Source organism: Sorangium sp. So ce726 (genome assembly GCF_051521405.1).
Classification (GTDB): domain Bacteria; phylum Myxococcota_A; class Polyangia; order Polyangiales; family Polyangiaceae; genus Sorangium.
Map to the genome: position 1 here is coordinate 6,890,366 of NZ_CP150349.1, position 19,718 is coordinate 6,910,083.

10 protein-coding genes are annotated in these 19,718 nt (G+C 71.6%); 5 read left to right on the forward strand and 5 right to left on the reverse strand.

Annotation, left to right across the window (positions count from 1 at the left end; all coding sequences use genetic code 11):
* Positions 1–111 precede the first annotated feature (111 nt).
* Positions 112–5,298: an nSTAND1 domain-containing NTPase gene (locus tag WME79_RS25620; RefSeq protein ID WP_437519933.1), complete on the reverse strand. Its 5,187-nt coding sequence runs from the start codon at positions 5,296–5,298 to the stop codon at positions 112–114.
* A 783-nt stretch (positions 5,299–6,081) separates the two neighbouring features.
* Positions 6,082–6,987 carry a hypothetical protein gene (locus tag WME79_RS25625; protein ID WP_437519935.1) on the reverse strand — a complete coding sequence of 302 codons (906 nt, stop codon included), beginning with the start codon at positions 6,985–6,987 and terminating at the stop codon, positions 6,082–6,084.
* Positions 6,988–7,167: 180 nt separating this feature from the next.
* Between WME79_RS25625 and WME79_RS25630 the strand changes: the two genes are divergently transcribed.
* Positions 7,168–8,607 carry an MATE family efflux transporter gene (locus WME79_RS25630; RefSeq protein ID WP_437519937.1) on the forward strand — a complete coding sequence of 480 codons (1,440 nt, stop codon included), beginning with the start codon at positions 7,168–7,170 and terminating at the stop codon, positions 8,605–8,607.
* A 234-nt stretch (positions 8,608–8,841) separates the two neighbouring features.
* The gene (locus WME79_RS25635) at positions 8,842–9,444 is read left to right on the forward strand and encodes a carbonic anhydrase (protein ID WP_437519939.1); all 603 of its coding nucleotides are present in this window, start codon (positions 8,842–8,844) and stop codon (positions 9,442–9,444) included.
* Between the two features lie 100 nt (positions 9,445–9,544).
* Here WME79_RS25635 and WME79_RS25640 read toward each other — a convergent pair whose 3' ends face one another.
* The 3 genes from WME79_RS25640 to WME79_RS25650 are packed head-to-tail and all read right to left on the reverse strand — an operon-like array spanning position 9,545 to position 13,870.
* A complete protein-coding gene (locus WME79_RS25640; protein ID WP_437519941.1) occupies positions 9,545–9,670 on the reverse strand; it encodes a hypothetical protein in 126 nt (41 codons plus the stop codon).
* Between the two features lie 35 nt (positions 9,671–9,705).
* Positions 9,706–13,290: an SNF2-related protein gene (locus tag WME79_RS25645; protein WP_437519942.1), complete on the reverse strand. Its 3,585-nt coding sequence runs from the start codon at positions 13,288–13,290 to the stop codon at positions 9,706–9,708.
* Between the two features lie 37 nt (positions 13,291–13,327).
* A complete protein-coding gene (locus WME79_RS25650; protein WP_437519944.1) occupies positions 13,328–13,870 on the reverse strand; it encodes a DoxX family protein in 543 nt (180 codons plus the stop codon).
* Between WME79_RS25650 and WME79_RS25655 the strand changes: the two genes are divergently transcribed.
* The 3 genes from WME79_RS25655 to WME79_RS25665 all read left to right on the forward strand — a co-directional run bounded on the left by WME79_RS25655 (position 13,869) and on the right by WME79_RS25665 (position 19,647).
* The gene (locus WME79_RS25655; protein ID WP_437519946.1) at positions 13,869–15,425 is read left to right on the forward strand and encodes a PLP-dependent aminotransferase family protein; all 1,557 of its coding nucleotides are present in this window, start codon (positions 13,869–13,871) and stop codon (positions 15,423–15,425) included. The two genes, WME79_RS25650 and WME79_RS25655, sit on opposite strands and share 2 nt — an antisense overlap.
* A gap of 352 nt (positions 15,426–15,777) precedes the next feature.
* Positions 15,778–16,818 carry a serine/threonine-protein kinase gene (locus WME79_RS25660; RefSeq protein ID WP_437519948.1) on the forward strand — a complete coding sequence of 347 codons (1,041 nt, stop codon included), beginning with the start codon at positions 15,778–15,780 and terminating at the stop codon, positions 16,816–16,818.
* Between the two features lie 312 nt (positions 16,819–17,130).
* On the forward strand, positions 17,131–19,647 hold the full coding sequence (locus WME79_RS25665; RefSeq protein WP_437519950.1) for a protein kinase domain-containing protein: 2,517 nt from the start codon (positions 17,131–17,133) through the stop codon (positions 19,645–19,647).
* The last annotated feature ends 71 nt before the right edge of the window (positions 19,648–19,718 follow it).

Sequence of the window (19,718 nt, forward strand, 5' to 3'; positions counted from 1 at the left end):
AACACCATCCCTGGCGCGAGGATCCGCCGGTTCATCCTGGCCCCTCCGCTCGCCGCCGCCACGCTCGCCAGCTTCAGGCGAAACATCCTCACCCCGCATCGATAAGGCTCGTCATCGGCCGGCCGTGCCGCTCAGCCGGCCCCCCGAATCCGCCTGACCTTCCGGTGCGGCCGCGCGGACCGCCGCGACCTGCCGCAGACAGGCCTCCTGGCTCGCCCGGGCGGCCGACTCGGGCACACGAAGGAGCTCGATCCTCCGCTCGACGGGCATGCAGTAGGTCGTCGCCATCCACAGCTTCGGGTCATCGACGCCGCGGAGCGGCTCGAGGTCGGTCCACACCCGCGCGACCTTGTCGTCGGAACCGGTGACGATGCGCTTGCCATCGGGGCTGTACGCCACCGCGTTGACGGGCGCATCGGACCCGCGCAGCACCAGGGGCTCGCCCGTGCCGTCGGCATTCCATATCCGCGTCGTCCTGTCGTCGGACGCGGTGACAATGTACTTGCCGTCAGGGCTGAACACCGCAGCATTGACCAGGTGCTCGTGACCACGCAGGATCACGGGCTTGCCTGTGCCGTCGGCGTTCCACACCCGCACCGTCTTGTCCCACGACGCGGTGACGATGCGCTTGCCGTCAGGGCTGAACGCCGCGGAGAAGACCCAACGATCGTGCCCTCGCAGGACCACGGGCTCGCCCGTGCCATCGGCGTTCCATACACGTGCCGTGTTGTCATACGAGGCGGTGACGATGCGCCCGCCGTCGGGGCTGAAGACCGCCGAACGCACCCTGTCCGCGTGACCACGGAGCGTCACGGACTCTCCAGACCCGTCGGCGTTCCACACACGCGCCGTCTTGTCAAAGGACGCCGTGACGATGCGCTTGCCGTCAGGGCTGAACGCCGCCGAGCGAACCCTGTTGTCGTGACCGCGGAGCACCAGCAGCTCCCCCGAGCCGTCGGCGTTCCACACCCGCGCCGTCTTGTCGTCGGATGCGGTGACGATGCGCTTGCCGTCAGGGCTGAATGCCGCCGAGAACACCGCATCCTCGTGGCCACGGAGGGTCACGGGCGCTCCCGCGACCTCGGCATTCCACACCCGCGCTGTCTTGTCCCACGACGCCGTGACGATGCGCTTGCCATCCGGGCTGAACGCCGCCGAGGAGACGGAATCCTCGTGACCACGGAGGCTGAGGGGCTCACCCGTGCTCTCGGCGTTCCACACCCGCGCCGTCTTGTCATAGGACGCGGTGACGATGCGCCTGCCGTCGGCGCTGAACGCCGCCGAATAGACCCGATCCTGGTGGCCGCGCAGGATCCGGGGCTCGCCCGCACCATCGGTGTTCCACACCCGCGCCGTCTTGTCCCACGACGCCGTGACGATCCGCTCGCCATCCGGGCTGAACGCCGCAGAGTAGACGACATCCTCGTGACCGCGCAGGATCCGGGGCTCGCCCGCACCATCGGCGTTCCACACCCGCGCCGTCTTGTCCCATGACGCCGTGACGACGCGCTTGCCATCCGGGCTGAAGGCCGCAGAGTAGACGGCATCCTCGTGACCGGGCAGGACCACCGGCTCGCCCGTGCCATCCGCCTTCCACACCCGCGCGGTCCGGTCGAACGACGCCGTCACGATGCGCCCGCCATCGGGGCTGAACGCCGCGAAATAGACCGGCTCCGCGTGCCCCCGAAGGACCACGAGCTCGCCCGTGCCATCCGCCTTCCACACCCGCGCGGTCCGGTCGAACGACGCCGTCACGATGCGCCCGCCATCGGGGCTGAACGCCGCCGAATAGACCCCCTCCTCGTGACCGCGGAGGACGAGCGGCTCGCCCACACCCGCCGTGCGCCACACCCGCGCTGTCCTGTCGTCGGACGCCGTCACGATGCGCTCGCCGTCGGGGCTGAACGCCACCGAGTTGATCGGCGCGTCGTGGCCACGAAAGACCAGCGGCTCGCCCGTGCCGTCCGCGTTCCACACCCGCACGACCCTGTCCGCGCAGATCGTCGCGATGTGCTTGCCGTCGGGGCTGAACGCCGCGCGGATCACGAAATCCGGATGGGTGAGCACCACGCGCGCGACCCAGCTGTGCAGCGCCCAGCGCGCGAGGGTGGCCCACCCGCGCGGCACCTCGGGCGGCTCGACCTCCCGCAAGAGCGCCAGCACCGTCGTGGGATCGGACTGCAGCTCGCGCGCCGCCGCCATGCGGGTGGCGTTGCGCGCCAGGAGCGCGTCCGCCTGCGCGCGGATCGCCAGGTACGACACCATTATCGCAAACGCGCTGAGCGTCGCGATCACGCCCATGGCGAACTGCCGCCGCAAGCGCCGCGCGCGCTCGGCGAGCTCGACGACGGCCAGGAGATAGCGCTCCTCGCGCTTGCCCAGCCCCGCTCGCCCCTCGGCGCCCTGCGCGGCGCGCCGGCGCTCGTACCACGCCCTCGCGTCCTGGGCCGCGCGGTCGCGCCAGAGCAGCCCCTCGGCCCTGCCGCTCGCCTCCCACTGCTGCGCCGAGGCGCGCAGCCGCGCCAGGAACTGCGCGTCTTGCTCGCCCTCGGCGAGCCACTGCCGAAGCTTGGGCCACCGCTCGATCAGCGACTCGTGCACAAGCTCCACCGTCGTGCCCTCGCGCTCGCCCCCGGTCTCGATCAGCAGCAGCCGCGCGCCGGCCAGGTGCTGGACCACCTGCTCGATCGCCTCGCCCGCAGGCCCCTCGCCGTGCTGCGCCAGCCCGTGGAGCTCCTCCAGGCTGACCACCGCGCGCGTGCGCTCGGGCGTGACAAGGCGCACGAGCACCGCCCGGGCCAGCCGCTGCTCGCGCACCGGCAGCGCCGAGAGCACCGCGTCCGCGTGCGCGGACAGGGCGCCGGCCACGCCGCCCAGCCTGTCGTAGCTGTCTCGCGTCAGCAGCCGGTGCTCGCGATCCCGCGCCTCCCACAGCTTCGCGGCCGTGAACTGCAAGAGCGGCAGCGGGCTCCGCGTGCTCTCCAGCGTGCCCAGCATGTCCTCGATCATCTCGGCCGTCTCGAAGCGATGACCGGCCGCCTCCAGCGGCCTCGTCAGCGCGTCGCGCAGGCCGTCGCGCCCCATCGGCGGCAGCAGCGACAGACCGCGCGTCACGTCGATCACGAAATCGTGATCATCGGCCATGTGATCGAGGAAGTCCGAGCGGACGGCGAGCAGCACGCGGAGGGGTGATGACGCATCGTCGGCCACGCCTTCCAGACAGGCCACGAACGCGGCCCGCTCCTCGCGGCTGGCGCCGAGCGTGTACAGCTCCTCGAACTGATCGACGAAGAGCAGGACATGGTGCCTTGTCCCCTCGCGGCGGCAGCGCGCGCGCAGCCGAGCGCCCAGGTGCCCAGGCTGCGCGCGCAGCGTGGCGACGATCGCGTCGTGGTCGGCGAGCTCGGCCGACCCGGACCCCGTGCTGGCCACCTCGGACTCGGCCACCTGCACGAGCACATCGACGAGCGCGGACAGCGGCCGGCGCCCTGGCCGCACGATGAACGTCTCCCACCGCTCGCTGCCGCGCTTCAACGCAGGGATCACCCCCGCGCGCACGAACGACGATTTGCCCGCCCCCGACGGGCCGACGACCGTGAGGAGCGGCTGGTAGCGCAGCCGCGTCGTCGTGGCGGCGATCTGGCGATCACGGCCGAAGAAGCGCGCGGCGTCCGACTCCTGGAACGCGGACAGCCCCGCGAACGGGCTCTCGTCGTCGCCCAGCTCGAGCGCCTTTCGACCGGGCAGCAGCGCCTCCAGCTCCGCGAGCAGCTCCTTGGCCGAGCCGATGCGCTCGTGCTTGCGCTTCTTCAAGCAGCGATCGACCAGATCGCCGAGCACGCCCACGTCCGGGCGCCGCGCGCTCACGCGCGGCATGGGGAGATCGAGCTTCACGATGTCCGCGAGCCGCGCGACCGAGAACGGGTCGAGCGGATGCGCCCCCACCAGCAGCGTGTACAGGAGGATGCCCACGGCCCAGAGGTCGCTGCGAGGATCGACGTCCCCGCCCAGCAATTGCTCGGGCGACATGTAGGCCGGCGTGCCGATGAGCCCGCTCCGGTGGCCATCGCCGTGGCCTCGCGCGAGCGTCGCTTGCGCGCCCGTGAGCGTCGACATCACCCTGACATCGAGCTGCTTCGCGATCCCGAAGTCGAGCACCTTGATGCTCCCGGCGTCGTCGATGAGGATGTTCTCCGGCTTCAGATCGCGGTGCACGATCCCGAGCTCGTGCGCGCAGACCAGCGCGCGGACCACCGGGATCATCAGCTCGACCACCTGGCCGGGCGACATCGGGCCGGACGGCCCTATCGCGGCGAGCGGCCCTGGCGCGCTCGGGTGCTCGCGCTGGGTCAGCCATTCGCTCAGCGTGCGGCCCTTGATGTACTCGAGCACCAGGTACGGGTGGCCGCGGATCTCGTCCACCTCGTGGATCACCACGATGTTCTCGTGACGGCAGCGCGCCGTGGCCCGCGCCTCGTCCAGGAAGCGCTCGTTCCCCTGTCCGCTGAACTCGAGCAGCAGCTTGATCGCCACGAGGCGCCCGAGCTTCGTGTCGCGGGCCAGGTACACGATCCCCATGCCGCCCCGGCCCAGCTTGCGGATGATCTCGTAATGCTTGATCGTGCCGCCGACGTCCGGCAGCGCGGAGCCCGGACCGCGCCCCGTCGGCGTCGCTCCCCCCACCGTGGTTGCGCCGTGCGCGTCGTGCGCGACGTGCACCGACGGCGCTGCGGCCTCGCGCGCTCGCTCCTCGGGCGTCACGCCGGCCGACGCCTCTGTGGGTGCCAGTCCGGCGAGCGCGAGCGTGGTCTCGTCCGGTTTGTCACCCATTCCGCTCGATCCCGGCCGGTCCGGCTGTCTCTGCTCCTGGGCCTCGGCGTCGCGGCGGGGCGCCTCCTTGAGCTCGAGCGTCGCCTGCGGCAGGGTCGCGCCGAACGCGTGCTGCTGCAGGTCGTCCTGCGAGGGCATCACCTCCCGCAGGGTGTGCCCCGGCATGAGCTCGAAGACGGTATAGAGCCGCCCCTCGCCGGCCTGCCCCCAGTCGACGGGCCGGATGATCGGAGAGTGCTGGAGCCGTGTGCCAGAGCGCATCTCCCGCAGGAACCGCGAGATGGAGCGCCGCGCAGGGTGCCCGCCGTCTCCATCGCGAGGCAGATGGAGAATCTGGAGGACGATAGGCCGACCGCCCCCGATGCGCCGGCCCCTGTAAACGACAGTTCGGCCGCTCGCTCGGCAGCAGGACAGGATCTCATAGCGACCCTGGAACACCGTCCCTGGCGCGAGGGTCTCACGGCTCATCCTGGCCCCTCCGATCGCTGCCACGCCCGCGCGGCGGCTCCGGACGAAACGTCCCCACCCCCTATCGACACGCAACGCTCCCGAATGTCGAGCTCGTCGCGCCGCTCTGGCGAGAGAACCCGACGGCGTACCCGGACCGATGCTCAAGCAGCCAACCGTCGCTGCCTGCTGGAAGGTTCTATAGCATACCCCCCCACATCGTCCGGTGTCGGCGCCTCGGATGCGTCAGCCCCTCTCCTTCACACCAGCTCACACCAGCGCTCCCGCCGTTCTCCTCCTTTTCTTCCGCCATTTCAGGCCGCTCGGCATTGCGGCATTTCCCAGGCACCGAGTCGTGGTACACGCGAGCAGCCGGGCTGTGGCTCAGGCAACGAGCCAGTCATGGCTCACGTGACGAGCCCAGTCATGGCTCAGACTCAGGCGAGGAACCGGGCTGTGGCTCAGGCGACGAGCCCGAATCGTGGCTCCGACGAAGAACCGAGTCGTGGCTCCGACGACAAGCCCAGTCGACGGGGCGAGCCTCTCCCGCAGCGCGGCCGCCTGCACGCAGCCGTGCTCGTGCCGTGCGGGACGTTCCGCCGGGACCCTCGGAGCGCGACCTTTTGCTGGATGCCGCAATCCATTGCGGAAGAGAGCAAGCGGTTGCGTAACCGCCTCTGCGGCCTGGCGCCGCACGAGCTCCCATCCCCGCCACCTGTGTGGTCTGTGCGCCTGCGCACGGGATCTGCGCTGGCAGCGTGGGCGCCGCGGGCGCCGGTCCGGCACCGCGGCGGCCGAAAAGCGTCAGCCGAGCAGCGGCTCCGCGCCGGTGACCTCCCCCTCGGCGCCCTCGTCCTCGTCGAGCGACACGTCCTCCTCGATCACCTCTCCGGCGGCCGCCGTGCGCTTCACGGCCGTGAGGCCGAGCTGGATCTGCGCCTTCACCGGGAAGACCTGCCGCAGCGTCGTCGCCCAGTCGTTGAACCAGTCCCGCAGCCCCTCGAGCCCCTCCCGTTGCTCCCGCCAGGCCCTCGCCAGCTCGGCCGCCGGCACCCGGGGCGGCTGCGCCCGCGCCCCGGCGCCGGCCTCGAGCTTCGCGAGCAGATCGCGCACCTGCTGCACCTTCGCCTCCGTCAGCCCGCGCGCCGCCAGCGTCTTGTGGACCTTCTTCGCGTCGCCATCGCTGTTCCTGGCGAGCCCCTCGAGGCGTCGAAGGTACGTCCCGACCGCCATGATCACGGTCGACCCGAGCGGCTGCGGCTCCAGGTGCTTGAAGAACGCGGCCTCGAAGCCGTCGCGCCGCTCGCGCGCCACGACGCGGCGGATGATCGCGCGCGTGCGCGGGAACCACGTGTTCTCGAAGACGTCGACCTCCCGGAGCAGCTGCATCCGCTCGGCGCCCTCGACGCCTCCGCCGCTCACGGCCTCCACCGCGGCCTCCGCGAAGAGGTGCTCGAGCGGGCGCTGCTCGCCGGAGGCGAGCTTGAACAGCCGCCACCCCTCGCGGTGCTCGTTCGCCGCGTAGCCCTCGCGACGCGCCCGCGCGATGAACGGCGCGGCCTGGATGTTGACGAGGAACCGGAGGGCGCGACCCAGGAGATCCTGCTCGGCCGCGGTGAGCGCCAGCGGCAGGGACGCCCCGGAAGGCTCCGACGACGCGGGCCGTGCTCCCGGGTTCCGGGAAGCGTTCGCGGACTTCGCTTTCGGCATGTCGTTTCTCCTCGCTGGCGCTCGTGGACAGGGCTGGAGCGCTCAGCGGCGTCAGCCGATTGCAAGCTGCGCGCCAGCGGGGTGGACGGGTGGACTGTCGCCGCGCGTTCACTACGTTACGCCGCGATTGAACGACCCTCCACGAGGCCGCTCTCCAGCCGCGCCCAAGCGAGGAACCTGATGCCATCGAAGTTTGGAACCGATCTGACGACGGGCAGCATCCCGCGACATATCGTGACGTTCTCCCTCCCGATGCTGATCGGGGGCTTCCTTCAGACGACCTACAGCTTCATCAACGCCATCTGGGTCGGTCAGTACCTGGGCACGGCGGCCCTGGCGGCCGTCACCGTGAGCTTCCCGATCGTCTTCACCATCTTCGGCGTCGGGATGGGGATGACGCTGGCAACGAACATCCTCGTCTCGCAGAGCTTCGGCGCCAGGCGGTTCGATGAGCTGCGGCGCGTGGTCGACGGCTCCACCGTGCTGATCTACGGCCTGGGCCTCCTGCTGACCGCCCTCGGAGAGCTCTTCACGCCCCAGATCCTCCGCGCGATGGACACGCCGGCCGACGTCTTCGCGCCGTCGGTGAGTTATCTCCGCATCTACCTGCTCTCGCTGCCGTTCAGCTTCGGCATGTTCGCGCTCCGAAGCATGCTGCAAGGCACCGGCGACTCGAAGACGCCGCTCTACTTCCTGCTCGGCTCCGTCGTGCTGACGACCGTCCTCGACCCGCTCCTCATCTTCGGGCGGCTGGGGCTGCCGGAGCTCGGCCTGAACGGGACGGCCTGGGCCACGCTCTTCTCTCAGGCCGTCGCGCTCGTGGCGCTCAACCTGTACCTCCACGCCCGCAGGTCGCGCGGGTCGCTGATCGCGCCGAGCTGGCCGCGCTTCGGCCAGCTCGGGCCGACGATCCGAAAGACGCTGCGTATCGGCGTGCCGGCGGCTGTCCAGCAGTCGGTGGTGGCGCTGGGCATGGTCGTTGTGACGGGGATCGTGAACGGGTTCGGGGAGGTCGCGACCGCCGCGTTCGGCGCGGCCTCGCGCATCGACCAGATCGCCTTCCTGCCGGCGATCAACATGGGGATGGCGATATCGACGCTCGCCGGGCAGAACCTGGGGGCGGGGCACCACGGCCGCGTGCGCGAGATCTTCGCGTGGGGGTGCGTGTTCAGCGGCGGCATGACGCTCCTCATCTCGGCGATGGCGGTCGCGTTCCCCGAGGCGCTCCTCAGGGTGTTCATCACCGATCCGGCCGTCATCGAGCTCGGCGTGTCGTACCTGCACACGGTCGGCGCGTGCTACGTGTTCTTCGGCCTCACCTTCGTGAGCAACGGCATCATCAACGGCGCCGGCGCGACCATGATCACGACCGCGACAACGCTGCTCAGCCTCTGGGTCGTCCGCGCCCCGCTCGCGTACTGGCTCTCGCGCGAGATGCACAGCGTGAAGGGCGTCTGGTACGCCATCGCGGCGAGCTTCATCGTGTCGATGGTCGCCGGCACGGCGTACTACGCCTCGGGGCGATGGAAGCGGCCCCTCGTTCAGAAGGCGCCTCCGGGCAACCCGGCGAGGCAGGCCGACCCTGCGCAGGCGTTTGCGAGCGAGGTCGGAGAGGTGTGAGGGCGGCGAAGCGCCCGCGCGAGGCGGCCCCTCTGCGCGGAGGCAGCCGCGCAGGGCGGAAGGTCTCTGAGCGCCGCCGCTCGGCCGCCTCGCGCCATGGCCGCGCGCCCGGTTTCCCTCGTCCTGTTCGCCCGGCGCCGCTTCCCCTTGCCCGATAACGCGCAGGGCTCGGGAACCTCGCGCGCGCTCGTTCCGACTCATGCGGGGACCGCTCCTGGTCCGCGAGGAGAACCGATGCAGCTCTGGAACAGCACGTCACCCGAGGCCCCGGCCTCGACGCGGCGGCGGCGCGCGACCGCCGCGCTGGATCCCCGCCATACGCTGCTGATCTCATGCTTCGACGCCGCGCTCCCCCTCGGACGGATGGGGCTCGCCGCCGACGGGGTGCCCTGCGCGCAGGTCCGATCGCCGGCGCACCTCGTGGCGCCCTGGAAGAACAACGCCGAGAGCGAGAATGCTTCGCTCCTGCTGTCGCTCTCGATGCGGGAGACACACGACGTCGTGATCTGCGGCCACGTCCGGTGCGCGGCGCTCGAGGTGCTCCTCGACGGGGAACGCGACCGACAGACATTCGGGCTCCTGTCCCAGGTGCCCGCGGCGCGCGCGACGATCGAGCTCGTGCGCCACAACTACGGCGGCCTCCACCGTGACGCCCTCCGCGAGGTGACGGCCCAGGAGAACGTGCTGACCCAGCTCGATCACCTGCTCACCTACCCGCTCCTGGCGCAGGGAGGCGGGCCGCGCGTCCACGCCTGGCTCTACGATGAGCGCGACACGTCGCTCTGGGCCTACTCCTTCGAGGAGTCGCAGTTCGCGCACCAGATCTCGCTCCGGTAAGGAAGAGCGCGACTCGGGGTAGTGGGGGAATCCCCATAGGCGTTAACCAAGCCTCGCGCCGCATTCTCCTACATCCCAACGTTTACGTTTACGTTTACGTTTACGTGGTCGTGGTCGTGGTCGTCAACGGTAGGCCGTGAACGACCACGACCACGACCACGACCACGTAAACGACCACGACCACGTAAACGTTCACGTTGGTGGCCGATGGGGGGAATCGCCCCATCCTTGTCGGCTTGGCGGTTCAACCCCCCTCACCCATCACCGACTCGGAGGGCTTGAGTCGGAGAGCTCACCGTCCCCGCCCTCGCCGCCGTCCGGCCCCCGGAGCTGCGCCGAGAGCAGGCCGACGAGCTCCTGCGTCGAGAGCTTGCCGGCGGTGTCCTTGCCGCCGAGCACCTGCGCCACGAGCGAGCGCTTCTCCGCGTGCAGCGACAGCATCTTCTCCTCGATCGTCCCGAGCGCCACCAGGCGATAGATGGTGACCGGCCGCCGCTGGCCCAGGCGGTGCGCCCTGTCCGAGGCCTGATCCTCGACCGCGGGGTTCCACCAGGGGTCGAGGTGGATCACGTTGGTGGCCGCCGTGAGGTTGATGCCGAAGCCCCCCGCCTTGAGCGAGATCAGAAAGAGCGGCGCCGACCCCTCCTGGAACTCGCGCACCCGCTCGGCCCGGGCCTTCCGGGGCGTCTCGCCGTCGAGGTAGACGTACGCGACGCCGCGCGCCTCGAGCGCCTCGCGCACCAGCGCGAGGTGCGACGTGAACTGGCTGAACACGAGCGCGCGCTGCCCCTCCGCGCACAGCTCGTCGACGAGCCCGAGGAAGCGCGCGAGCTTGGACGAGTCGAGCGTCGAGCGCGCGTCGTAGAGGCGCGGGTGCGAGGCGAGCAGCCTGAGGCGCGTGAGCGCCGCCAGCACCTCGACGCGCCGCTCCTGCTCGCGCCGGACCGCCCGGGGCGTCTCGAGGTCGGACAGCGCCGCGAGGCGCGCGTCTTCGTACAGCTGCCACTCGGCGCCCGAGAGCACGACCGGCACGCGCACCTCGGTGCGCGCCGGCAGCTCGGCCTCCACCTGCGCCTTGGTCCGCCGGAGGAGGAACGGGGCGAGCACGCGCGCGAGCGCGGGCCCCGCGGCAGGGTCGATCTGCCGCTCGATCGGCATGGCGTAGCGGTCCCGGAACGCGTCCCAGCCGCCCAGGAGGCCGGGGAAGACAAGCGCGAAGAGGCTCCAGAGCTCGCCGAGGTGGTTCTCGATCGGCGTTCCCGAGAGCGCGAACCTGAAGTCCGCCTGGAGCGCCCTCGCGGCGCGGAAGCGCTGGGTGGTCGCGTTCTTCAGGCTCTGCGCCTCGTCGAAGACGACGGTGGCGAAGCGCCGCGCCGCGAGGCGCGCGGCGTCGCGCACGAGCAGGCCGTAGCTGAGCACCAGGACGTCGCCCGGGCCGAGCCGCGCGAGCGCGTCGTCGCGATCGGCCTCGTCCGCGTAGAGCGTGAGGCGGAGGGAGGGCGCGAAGCGCCGCGCCTCGTCCTGCCAGTTGAAGGCCACCGAGGTGGGCGCGACGACGAGCGCCGGCCCGCTCTCGCTGCGCTCGATCAGGACAGCGAGCGCCTGCACCGTCTTGCCGAGGCCCATGTCGTCGGCCAGCACGCCCCCCGCGCCCCAGGCCGCGAGCCGCACGAGCCAACGATACCCGTCGAGCTGGTAAGGGCGGAGCTCACCCACGAGCGCCGCCGGCGCGGCGGGGCAGAGCTCGCCGGCCGCCACGGCCCGCTCGACGAGCCGCCGGAAGGCGCCGTCCGCCTCGAGCGCGGCGCCCGCTCGTTCGAGCTCCCACAGCACCATGGCGGCCGAGGGACCCACCGAGAGGCCGTGCCGGAAGTCGTGGACGTGGTCGGCCAGGCGCTCCAGATGCGCGCGCAGGGCTTCGCCCAGCTCCACATAGGTGGTGCCCTCGACCTGCACGTAGCGCTCGTGGCGGCGCGCCGAATCGAGCAGCCGGGCCAGCTCCACGCGCTCTCCCGCGACGCTCAGGCCGCCGAGGGCGCCGAACCACTCGCGCCGCTTCTCGAGGACGACCTTGAGCGCGCGGGGGCCGCCGTCGCCCACGACGCGCAGGGGCTCGCTGACCCACTCGAGCTCCGGGGGCGGCTCGCGCCGCGCGCAGACCGCGAGCAGATCGAGCGCTCCCTGCGCGCTGGCGAAGCGGTAGTGGAACGGGCGGTCCTCGAATGGCTCGGCCCCGGCGAGCGGGAGCTCGGCGGCGAGCGCGGCGGCGAAGTCCTGTTCCCGGCGCAGGTCGCGCACTGCGTGAAGGGTCCGATCGCCGCGCCGCACGTGAACGTCACGCGCGCCCGCGCCCGGCACCAGGGGCGGGGCGTCCGCGAGCGGCCGCACGCGCAGCTCGACCTCCACCGCGCCGCGGGGCTGGGCCGTGAGCCGAAGCACCGGGAGCAGCTCCGGCGGGACCGACTCGCCCATCACGCTGCGCGGCATGGCCACGGGCACACGCAGCGCCCACCGCGAGAGCGCGGCGAGCAGCGCGCCGTGGCTCTCCGGCGGGAAGACGTCGCCCTCGCGCGCAAGCACGTCGAGCAGCGCCCGGATCTCGGCCTTGACGTCGAGCAGCGTGAGCCGCCGCGCGCCCTTGTCCCAGTCCCAGAGGAACAGCACCTCCTCGGGCCGGGCCCGGCGCGCCCGATCGAGCAGCGCGGGCGGCAGCGCCGTGCCCTCGACGCCGGCGCTCACCCGCACGGCGCCGTGGCGCTCCTCGGCCACGACGCCCACCGGCGCGCGCTCGATCCGCACGGCGACGTCGGGCGCCTCGTCGAGGAAGAGGCGCGGGTGGCCGATGAGCGCCTCGAGCAGCGCCCGCGAGGCGAAGGCGTTGCCCTCGGGCAGGAGGGACGCGATGCGGGCGTCCTCGGTGGAGAGCTTTCCGCCGTGCTCCAGGAGCAGGCGTTTCTTGCCGAGCCGCGCCCCGGCGCCGCGCTGCCCCTTCTTGCCCAGCCGGTGGATCCAGGGCGCGACCACGGCGCCGGCCGCCTCGACGACGTCGAGCCGGAAGGCGAGCTCGACGCCGCCGCGCGCCCCGGGGCCCTCGTCGAGGGCCCTGTCGAGCGCTAGCAAGGCGCGCTCCCAGGCGGGGCGGCCGAGCTCGTCGAGCGCCTGGAAGAAGGCCTCGCTCGAGGGCTGGCGGAGCCAGAGCAGCGCGGCGTCGATGGCCGCGAGCACGTGGACGCAGCCGCCCGCGCCGCAGTCGCACTCGGCGCGGAGGGCCCCGGGCGCGAGGGTCAGCCGCGCCTCCGGCCTGACGAAGCCGGCGCCCGCGCGGTGCGCCTCGAAGGGCCGCGGGTCGTCGAGGCGAAAGCCGGGGAGCGCGGCGTCGAACCGCAGCGCCGCGCCCCGGAGCGCCCGCTCGGGGCGCGGGGCCGCCGCGTCCGGCACACGCGCGCGCAGCTCGCAGAGCCGCTCGTGCGCCGACAGGGCCCGCGGCTCCTCGGGCGCCCGCAGCAGCGACGGCGCCGCGGCGCGCGCGAGCGCGGCGTCGTCGCGCTCGTCTTCCAGAAAGCGAGCCACGAGCGGCGGCAGGACGTCGCGGAGGCGCGACGGCGCGAGCCACGCGAGCGCGCTCGCGAGCGACTCGGCGCTCGCGAGGTCGATGAGGCGCCGCCGCGCGCCGAGGAGCTGCAGCTCGGGCCAGAGCGTGGGGTCGACGCGCGGCGCCACCGCCTCGAGGCTCAGCCGGGCCAGGTGCGCGACGCCGTGCTGCGCGAGCCAGGCGAGGAGGGCCGCGCGGGTCTCGAAGGGCGCCGCAGAGGCTATGGCGGGAACGGCCTGGGTGTCGCCGGGCATGACGGGCGGCGTAACGTCGTCGGTGCGAGGGCCCGGTTCAAGGGGTTCTGGCGCGCTGGCCCCCGCGAGCGAGCGCGCGGTAGGGCACGGCGGGCGCGGCCGCGAGCAGCAGCGCCCCGCCCGCGGCCGTGTAGACCGAGTACGAGAGCACCGCCTCGACGCCGCGTCCCGAGAAGGTCATCGCCAGCGCGAACGCGAGCAGCAGCATCCCGCTCGCGAACGCGACCGCACGCGTCCACACGCCCGCAATCAGGCCGACGCCGAGCGCCGTCTCCAGCGCGGTCGCCGACCAGGCCAGCGCCGGGACCATCCAGGCCGGCGCCCACGGGTTGATCGCGCCGGTGTACGCCACGAAGCGGCCCCACTCGCCCCAGGCCACGTTGCCGGTGCCGGGTGGCCCCCACAGGCCGAAGCGGTCGGCGACCGCCGACAGGAACGCGGCGGCGAGGCCCAGCCGGAGCAGCAGCGCGCTCGCCCAGGCGAAGCGGGGCGAAGCCCACGGCGGGGCGAGGCGCAGCCCGCGGGCGGCGAGAACGGCGGCAGGATCAGCGGGGCGCGGGGCGGAATGCGAGATCGTCATGGCTCCTCTTTCGCCCCGGAAGCTGGATCCGGGGTGGTCCAGCGAGGAGGTCCATTTCTGGCATGATGGCTGGACCATGCGCCCGTGGACCTTCCCCGTCTCGCTCGACCCGGGCTCGGCGGAGCCGCTGTTCCGGCAGATCGCCCGGGGGATCGCCGCGGACATCACCCGCGGGAGGCTCCGGCCCGGCGCGGTGCTGCCCGGGTCGCGCACGCTGGCGCAGACGCTCGGGGTGCACCGCAACACCGTGCTGGTCGCCTACGACGAGCTCGAGGCCGAGGGCTGGCTCAGCTCCGCCGAGCGCAGCACGCGCGTCTCCGCGGCGCTGCCGCCGCGCCCGCGCGGGGTGGCAGCGCCCCGGGGCGAGCTCGGCTACGACATCCCTGCCCGCCCGGCGTGGCGCCCCTTCGCGCCGGATCCGGCGCGCCGGGGCGTGCTCCACTTCGGGGCGGGGCTGCCCGACCTTCGCCTGGCGCCCGCCGATGAGCTGGCCCGGGCGTACCGGGCGGCGGCGCGCGCGGGCGGCCGCGCCGCGCTCGGGTACAGCGATCCGCGGGGCGACGTGCACCTCCGGCGCGCGCTCGCGGCGCTGCTGCGGGAGACGCGCGGGCTCGCGTGCGACGAGGACCAGCTCCTCGTCACGGCGGGCAGCCAGGGCGCGATCGATCTGGTCGCGCGCCGGCTCCTCGGGCCGGGCGACGCCGTCGCAGTCGAGGACCCCGGCTATCCGCCGGCCTGGGACGCGCTGGCGTCGACCGGCGCCGAGCTCCTGCCCATCGGCGTCGACAGCGACGGACTGCGCGTCGACGCGCTGGAGGCGCTCGCCGCGCGGCGGGCGGTGCGGCTCCTGTACCTGACGCCGCACCACCAGTTCCCGACCACGGTCACGCTGTCCACGGCGCGGCGGCTCCAGCTGCTCGACGTCGCGCGCGCGCGACGGATCGCCGTCCTCGAGGACGACTACGACTTCGAGTTCCATTACGACGGCCGCCCGGTCCTGCCGCTCGCGGCCGCGGACATGGGCGCGGTGATCTATGTCGGCACGCTGTCGAAGATCCTCGCGCCCGGGCTGCGCCTCGGGTGGGTGGCCGGGCCGCGGCCGCTCGTCGAGGCGCTCGCCGCGCAGCGCATGCGCGCCGACCGACACGGCAGCCCAGCGCTCGAGCGGGCCGTGGCCGCGCTGATCGAGGACGGGCTCCTCTCGCGCCACGCGCGCAAGATGCGGCGCATATACGAGGCGCGGCGGAATGCGCTCGCGGAGGCGCTCTGGGCCGAGCTGGGCGGCGCCGCGGAGCTCACCGTCCCGGCCGGCGGGATGAGCCTCTGGGTCTCGTTCCCCGAGGGCGTGGACACCGAGGTCGCGGCGCGCGCCGCCCCCCGGCACGGGGTGGGGTTCTACCCCGGCGCGCGCTTCAGCTTCCGCGGGGGCGAACCGCGCGCCGCGCGGCTCGGGTTCGCGTCGCTCGACGAAGGCGAGCTGCGCGAGGCGACGCGCCGGCTCTGCGCCGCGCTGCGCTCCCGGCCCGACATCCAGCGCGGCCGTACGACCTTGTGAGTACATATCCCCGATTGGCACTCTGCTGGAGGTGTGCTGTCCGGGATTCCCAGGGTGCCAGGTTCGCGATACGCTCTGGGCATGCCCCGGTCCCTGGCCCCAGCGCGTCGCCCGAGAGGGACACCGACGTGGCTGGGACACAGAGGCGGCACGGAGGTGCTCGATCGTGTTCCATCCTTCCTCGTTCGATTCACAACCTGACTCCCAGAGGAGAGACAGCGCGCGCGCTGCTGTCGCGCTCGCTGATCGACCGGCAGACTCCCGCCCTGCCTCTTCGCGCCGCTCCGTACGGCTGCGAGGCCGCCTCATCGACGGGCGTTACCAGGTCGAACAGCTGCTCGGGCGCGGCGCGATGGGCGAGGTCTGGCGCGCGCACGACGGCGTCCGGCGGGCCGATGTCGCGCTGAAGTTCCTCACGGTGGCGCGGGGCGGGCGGAACGTCGATGCGATCGAGCGGTTCCGCCTGGAGGCGCGGGTCGCCGCGCAGCTCGGACAGAAGACCCGCGGCGTCGTCGCCGTGCTCGACGCCGGCGAGGACCTGGCGGCGGGCCCGTACATCGTGATGGAGCACGTGCGCGGCAGGTCGCTGCGTCAGCTGCTGGAGGAGCGAGGGACGATCCCCGCCATCGAGCTCGCGTCGCTGCTGCGGCAGCTGGGCGAGGCGCTGTCGGTGGCGCACGGCCTCGGCGTCGTGCACCGGGACATCAAGCCGTCGAACATCCTTCTTGTCGAGGGGAGCGACGGCCACCTCTGCGCCAAGATCACCGACTTCGGGATCGCCAAGTGGGTCGGCCAGGATCGGCCGGCCGATTTCCGCCGCCGCACCGCGGACGGCGTGGTGCTGGGCACGCCGGCGTACCTGAGCCCGGAGCACACGTGTGATGGCCTGGGCGGCCCGCAGCTCGACATGTGGTCGCTCGCGGTCGTCGCGCACGAGGCGCTGACCGGGCGGCAGCCGTTCCCGGGCCGCAACCTGGCCGCGGTGCTCGCGGCCATCCTGGTCAGCGGGCGCCCCCCGCTGGCCACGTTGTGCCCGGGCGCGCCGCCCGCCCTGGAGGCGTGGTTCGCGCGCGCCTTCGCCATCAGCCCGTCGGAGCGGTTCCCCAGCGTCCAGGCGATGATCTCCGCCTTCGAGGCCGCGGCAGGGGTGCCGGTGGCGCCGCCGGCAGCGGCGCGGAGGCGGCCCCTGCGCGTCGCGGCGGCCGCGGTGGCGGTGGCGGTGGCGCTCGGGATCGCGCTGCCCGCGGCGTTGCTCTGGGGGCGGGCCGGGAGCGACGGCGCGCGCCGTGTGGACGAGGTGGTCAGCGACGCGGCGCGCGCTGCCGCCCGCGTCGCCGACGCCGCGCAGGCGATGACAGCGCGCCTTCTGGAACGCCAGGGCACAACGCCCTGATCGCGGATCTCGCGCCGCGTCCGCCTCGTCAGGACGCGGGCGGGGCCGTCAAGGAACTCGGGCGCGCCACCCAGGAACCCAGGTACGCCTGTCCAGGAACCGGGCGGGGCCGTCCAGGAACCCAGGCGCGTCGTCAGCTGCATCCGGCCAACGGGCACGTATTCAGGGCGCCATCCGCGCTCGGACGGCCAGGTATCATCGCCGAGCGTCGCACACGACGCCGGCTACGCCCTGGCAGAGGTGCCGATTGCCATCGGAATGCCCGGCGGGGGACGCGGGCGGGCTCGTGAAGCACCAGGCTGTAGGATCAACATGCTGACGGACGAACAACTCATCACCGTCTGGAATAGCTTCGACCCTCCCGGCTGGGCCGAGTGGCAGAAGCGCTACCTCGACTTCATGGCCTGGGTGCACGTGACGCCCGCCGCCGAGCTGAGCGTGGAGAGTGCCCAAAAGAGGCTATGGAACGCGCGGGCGATCACGCCCGCGGGCCGAGGCGACGCAGTCGACGTCCGATCGCTTCTCACTGCCCCCGAGGTCGTGCAAGTCATCGTCGGGCTACGCATGCACACGTGGCCGGCCGATACCGCCGCGCGCGCGGCGGCAATCCAGGCTGAGTTCGAGCGTATCCTCGCGATGGCCGTCGCACGCGACCTCAAGCGCAGACCCAGCGCCAAGCTCCACCGGCTCTTCGGTGCGCTTCTACCCAGAGAGCTCACCTGCGTGCTCGGCTCCGATGCCAACCGCCATGTCGCGTCGCTGCTCCTCGGCGCCGCGAGCGAGCGGGGCGTTTCGGGGCAGGTGAAGGTGCGCGCGCGGCTACGGGCCGTGCTCGGTGAAGAGAAGGATCTCACCGAGCACGTTCGCCGATCGACCTTCTGCTGGTGGCTACACGAGAACTACGAGCGTCTTGTCGTCGGAGAGATGCCGCCCTGGAAGGTCGCCATGCCGCGGGCACGATCCACCCCACGGACCGTGACGGAGACAGCGGCGAACGGACCGGTCGCAATCTTCATCTCCTACGCCCCGGAAGATGAGGCCCTGCTCATCGAGCTCGAGAACAGTCTCGCCCTCATGCAGCGGAACGGTATGATTCGAACGTGGCACCGCGGGCGCATCAATGCCGGCGAGGATCGAGCCGCCGCGGTCGCCATCCAGCTCAAAGCGGCTCAGGTGCTCCTCCTCCTCGTGAGCCGCGACTATCTCGCCTCCGATGATTGCTATGACGTCGAGGTGGCTCGAGCGATAGAGCGCCACCATACCGGCCAAGCGCTCGTCATACCGATCATACTGCGGGCCTGCGACTGGACGGGGGCACCTTTCCGGAAGATAGAGGTGCTCCCGCGCGGCGGAAAGCCTATCGCGAGTTGGCCGAACCGCGACGAGGCTTGGGCGCACGTGGTCCAGGCGATTCGGGAGGCTACTAACAAGCTTGGACGAGCGACTTCATCCACCGCGGTTTCCCCGCCCCGGCTCGACACCACCGAGCCTTTTGGCGATGCATGGGCTATCGGGAGCGGAAACAGGAATGGTCGAGGCCCCGGCCCGGAGCGGGGACCAAGCCCGAAGTACCCCGATGATGCGACGCGTCTACTGAGCGAGCAGCTTGAAGACGCGCTCGCCCGCAAGGCGAGACTTGGAGCTATCGGCGCCAGCGCAGCCCACCTCAACCGAGAGATCCTGAATCTGAAGCGGCAGATTCGCGATGGCGGCCAGCTCCGGGCTGGTGACTCACTCGGCGATGGGCGCTACCTCCTGCTCGAGCCTGTCGGTCGCGGCGGTTTCGCCTTCGTGTGGAAGGCATTCGACCGCGAGCGGAACCAGACGGTGGGGCTCAAAGTCATGCACTCGAACCTTGCCGGTGATCCGCACAGGCGAGAGCGCTTCTTTCGTGGGGCACGGATCATGGCGGAACTCGAGCATCCCGCTGTGGTTCGCGTCTTCGAGCAGCGCGGCGAGGATGGAGGCTGGCACTATTTCGTGATGGAGTTCGTGGCGGGCGATGACCTTCAACGGGCGATCCTGAAGAATCTGTTAACACCGGACCGCGTGGCGTCGGTCATTCTGAGGGTAGGGGAAGCGCTCGCGTTCGCCCATGCGAAGGGCCTGGTCCACCGCGACGTCAAACCCGCAAATATCTTGCTGGATGAGAATGGCGAACCGAAGCTGACTGACTTCGATCTCGTCGCCGCGGGGTATACGACGGGTGGAACGCGGACGGGCGCGCTCGGGACGTTCATCTACTCTGCGCCGGAATGCATGCATCGGCCGCAAGACGCGGACGCAAGGGCCGACATCTATGGTCTCGGCATGACAGCCATGTTCTGTTTGCACGGGGCGGAGCTGCCACCGATCGTGATGCGCGCACCGGAGCGGGTGCTGGATGGCTTGCGATGCAACAGCGCGGTAAAAAACGTATTGCGGCAGGCAATCGCGTGGGAACCGGTAGAGCGGCCCGCCAGTGCGTCTTCTTTTTGTGAGGCCTTCATGCGAGCGTCTCGCGGGGAGCTCCCACCGAGCAGCTCAAACGCAAGCATGGGCGAGCACCCCGTCGACGTGACAGCTCGGGCGATCGACTACGTGGAATCGAAAAATGTGCAGTTGCCCATGGAATCCGGCGTGGTCGAAGAGATCGATACCGGGAATCGCTGGGGTTTCGTGAAACCTCGATTCGGAGAACGAGCATTCTTTCGCGAAACGGACCTCAATTCTCCGCTTCAAATCGACGATCTTTCGATTGGTGATGCGGTTGATTTTGAGATCGAGGAGGGCGGACACAGGCGCCGCTTAGCGCACAATGTTCGTAGATCAACCTCAATTGTTACTTAAGCAAATTGGCACGGGCGCTATTTGATACACCACAAGTTGTCTCGACCGGCCGAATTGCTGCCCGGTTGTAA